Origin of the sequence: Longimicrobium sp., assembly GCF_036280135.1 — a bacterium.
In the GTDB taxonomy this organism is placed as follows: domain Bacteria; phylum Gemmatimonadota; class Gemmatimonadetes; order Longimicrobiales; family Longimicrobiaceae; genus Longimicrobium.
Window position 1 is genome coordinate 1 of record NZ_DASURI010000497.1, and the last position, 3,675, is coordinate 3,675.

Genomic DNA, 3,675 nt, shown 5'->3' on the forward strand with positions numbered 1-3,675 from the left:
CCCCCATCCCCGACCCTTCCCCCATAAACGGCATGGGGGAAGGGAGAACTTCGGTGTGGCCGAGGATGGATCGCGCCGGGAGCAACCCGCCCCTCCCCCGGCCCCTCCCCGCTCGTTCCTCGCGGAGAGGGGAGAAGACGAGGCGCCCCACGGACTCCGTTCCGGCGTGGCACCCGCCCGCGACGCACAGTCCGCGAAGGCGGACTTCGCGCTTTTCCCGCGGCGAATTCATTCGCTCGGCGCGAGGACGGCGCTCGCGCTCCTCGGCTCGGCGCTGCTCGGGGCGTGCGCGACGAATCCGCAGCCCGATTCGGGACCGTCGGGGTCCGCCGCTACCGCGCGTGTCGTAGCCGCGTCCGTCCCGACCTCGCCCGTCGCAGCCTCGCCGGTTGCGTCGTCGGCGCGGTCCGTCGCGTCGGCGGGGACGGCATCGGCCCGGACGGTCGCGGATTCGCTGCCGGCGGTGCCGCGCGAGTTCCGCGCGGTGTGGGTGGCCACGGTGGACAACATCGACTGGCCGTCGCGCCCCGGCCTGCCGGCGGACAGCCAGCGCGCCGAGCTCATCGCCATCCTGGACCGCGCGGTTCAGCTCAACCTCAACGCCATCATCCTGCAGGTGCGCCCCGCGGGCGACGCGCTGTATCCGTCCTCCCTCGAGCCCTGGTCCGAGTACCTGACGGGGCGGGCCGGCGCGCCGCCGTCGGACGGGTACGATCCCCTGCGGTTCGCCGTGGACGAGGCGCACCGGCGCGGGCTGGAGCTGCACGCGTGGTTCAACCCGTACCGTGCGCGCCACCCATCGGCCGAGACGCCGTACACGGCCGAGCACATCGCCGTGCGCCGGCCGGACCTGGTGCGGCCGTACGGGCGCGGGCAGCTGTGGATGGACCCCGGCGAGCCCGAGGTGCGCGCGCACTCGCTGGCCGTGGTGCTGGACGTGGTCCGCCGCTACGACATCGACGGCGTGCACCTGGACGACTACTTCTACCCGTATCCGGAGACGGACGCGGCGACGCAGCAGCCCCTCGACTTTCCCGACGAGCCCAGCTGGCGGCGCTACGTGGCCGGCGGCGGCCAGATGTCGCGCGCGGACTGGCGGCGCGAGAACGTCAACACGCTCATCCGCGAGCTGTACGAGGGCATCCACCGCGAAAAGCCGTGGGTCAGGTTCGGCATCAGCCCGTTCGGCTTCTGGAAGCAGAACTACCCGGAAGGGACGGGCACACGCTTCAGCCAGCACGACCAGCTGTACGCGGACGCGCGCAAGTGGATCCGCGAGGGATGGGTGGACTACTACACGCCGCAGCTGTACTGGGCCATCTCGCGGCCGGACCTGCCGTATCCCGTGCTGCTGCGCTGGTGGATCGAGCAGAACGTGCACAACCGGCACATGTGGCCCGGCAACTTCACCAGCCGCGTGCCGCGCGAGTGGCGGGCGGAGGAGATCACGGACCAGGTGTGGGTCACGCGCGGGATGCCGGGCGCCACGGGCAACGTGCACTTCAGCATGAAGGCGTTCATGCAGAACCCGGATTCGCTGAACGAGCGCCTGCTGCGCGGTCCGTACCGCCAGCGCGCGCTGGTCCCCGCGACGCCGTGGCTGGGTGGCCGCGTGCTCCCCGCGCCGACGGTGACAGCGATGCGGTCGGTAACGGATGGAGGTACATCGATCGCCATCGAGCCCGCCGCGTCCGGCGAGCCGATGTGGTGGATCGTCCGCGTGCGGCGGGGCGCGGAGTGGAATGTGGACGTGATCCCCGGCGCGCAGCGGACCTACGCGATCGCGCCCGCGGCCGATGGACAGCCGCCTGTGGAGCTGATCGTCGTCTCGCCTGTGGACCGGCTGGGGACGGAGGGCACGTCGGCGTCGCTGCGGCCGTAGCCCTCACCTGGGCTCGTAAAACTCGCCCACCCTCTCCCGCAAACTGCGCGGGAGAGGGTGTATACTTCTACGGGTGGACTGCACCACGGCAACCTTCGCGGTGCGCGTGGGTCTTTCTCCCCTCTCCGCGAGGAACGAGCGGGGAGGGGCCGGGGGAGGGGCGGGTTGCGTCGGCGCGATCCGCCCTCCCGGATGAATGCCCACTCTCCCCGGACTGACATTTCGGCACACTGACGCTCGCGCCCTCCGGCGGCGGATGTTAGTTTCCACCCCGAGCGCATCATCCGCGACCCGCAACCGCTAGAGCACGATGGCCGAGACCGGCACCCTTCTGCGCACGCCCCTGCACGCCGAGCACGCCGCCCTGGGCGCCAAGCTCGTCCCGTTCGCGGGGTACGAGATGCCCGTTCAGTACCCCACGGGCATCACGGCCGAGCACCATGCCGTGCGCAACGCCGCCGGCCTGTTCGACGTGTCGCACATGGGCGAGTTCATGGTGCGCGGCGACCGGGCGCTGGACTTCGTGCAGCACGTCTCCACGAACGACGCGTCCAAGCTGGAGGTGGGCCAGGCGCAGTACAGCACCCTGCTCAACCACGAGGGCCGGCTGCTGGACGACCTGCTCGTCTACCGCTACCCCGATCACTACATGCTGGTAGTCAACGGCGCCAACAAGGACAAGGACTGGCGCTGGGTCAGCCAGTTCGCCGGCGAGTACGGCGTGGAGCTGGAGGACCGCACGGACGACATCGCCCTCCTGGCGCTGCAGGGGCCCAAGGCCGAAGGCATCCTCCGCGCGCTGACGGACGCGGACCTGGACAGCATCCGCTACTACCGCTTTGCCGAGGGCACGGTGGACGGCGTCCCGGCCACCATCAGCCGGACGGGCTACACGGGCGAGGACGGCTTCGAGCTGTACGTGCCGGCGGAGCACGCCGCGCAGCTGTGGCGCCGGCTGCTGGAGGTAGGCAAGGACGAGGGGCTGGTCCCCACGGGCCTGGGCTGCCGTGACTCGCTGCGCCTGGAGATGGGCTACGCGCTGTACGGCAACGACCTGGACGAGGACACGTCGCCGCTGGAGGCGGGGCTGGGCTGGGTGGTGAAGATGGACAAGGGCGACTTCGTGGGCCGCGACGCTCTGGCGCGCCAGAAGGAGCAGGGGATCACGCGCAAGCTGGTGGGCTTCCGGCTCAGGGAGCGCGGCTTTCCCCGCCACGGCTACCCGGTGGCGGTGGATGGAGAGCAGGCGGGCGTGGTGACGAGCGGCGTGGTGAGCCCCACGCTGGGCGAGGGCGTGGGGATGGCGTACGTGCCGGCGTCCGCGTCCAAGCCGGGCACGGAGATCGGCGTCGTGATCCGCAACGCGACGCTCCCGGCCGAGGTCGTGCGGCCGCCGTTTCACAAGGGCGGCACGGTGAAGACGGGCTGAACGGCAGGGAACAGGGAACAGGGAATAGTCAATAGCGGGCAACTGCTGGAACTGCGGGGGACAGGGGACAGGTTACAGGGGACGGCCTGCAACTGCAGGGGATACCCGGCCTTGTCTTCCTGAGGGGCCCTCGCGACCCCGACAGTGCAGGATGCCCGCGGCCCCGAAGGATCTCGCCTGTTTGCGCCGGGTCCCCGCGTCCGCGACGGATGACAGCGATCCGGGTCCGTGCAGAGAGGGAGAGGCCGAGCACGGGAGAGAAGATCCTTCGGTCGGCGCCAGGGAGTGGTGCGCGGGCGGGAAGACGCGGCGCCTCCCTCAGGAAATCAAATCGGCGGAAGCCGTTGCAGTTCTCCCCCTCCCC

The 3,675-nt window shown here is 70.8% G+C and carries 2 protein-coding genes; both read left to right on the plus strand.

Going from position 1 to position 3,675, the window contains the following annotated elements; translation table 11 throughout:
* The first annotated feature begins 463 nt into the window (after positions 1–463).
* Positions 464–1,882: a glycoside hydrolase family 10 protein gene (locus VFZ20_RS15990; protein WP_329684912.1), complete on the plus strand. Its 1,419-nt coding sequence runs from the start codon at positions 464–466 to the stop codon at positions 1,880–1,882.
* Between the two features lie 310 nt (positions 1,883–2,192).
* The gene (gene gcvT / locus VFZ20_RS15995) at positions 2,193–3,311 is read left to right on the plus strand and encodes a glycine cleavage system aminomethyltransferase GcvT (protein WP_329684913.1); all 1,119 of its coding nucleotides are present in this window, start codon (positions 2,193–2,195) and stop codon (positions 3,309–3,311) included.
* Positions 3,312–3,675: the final 364 nt, after the last annotated feature.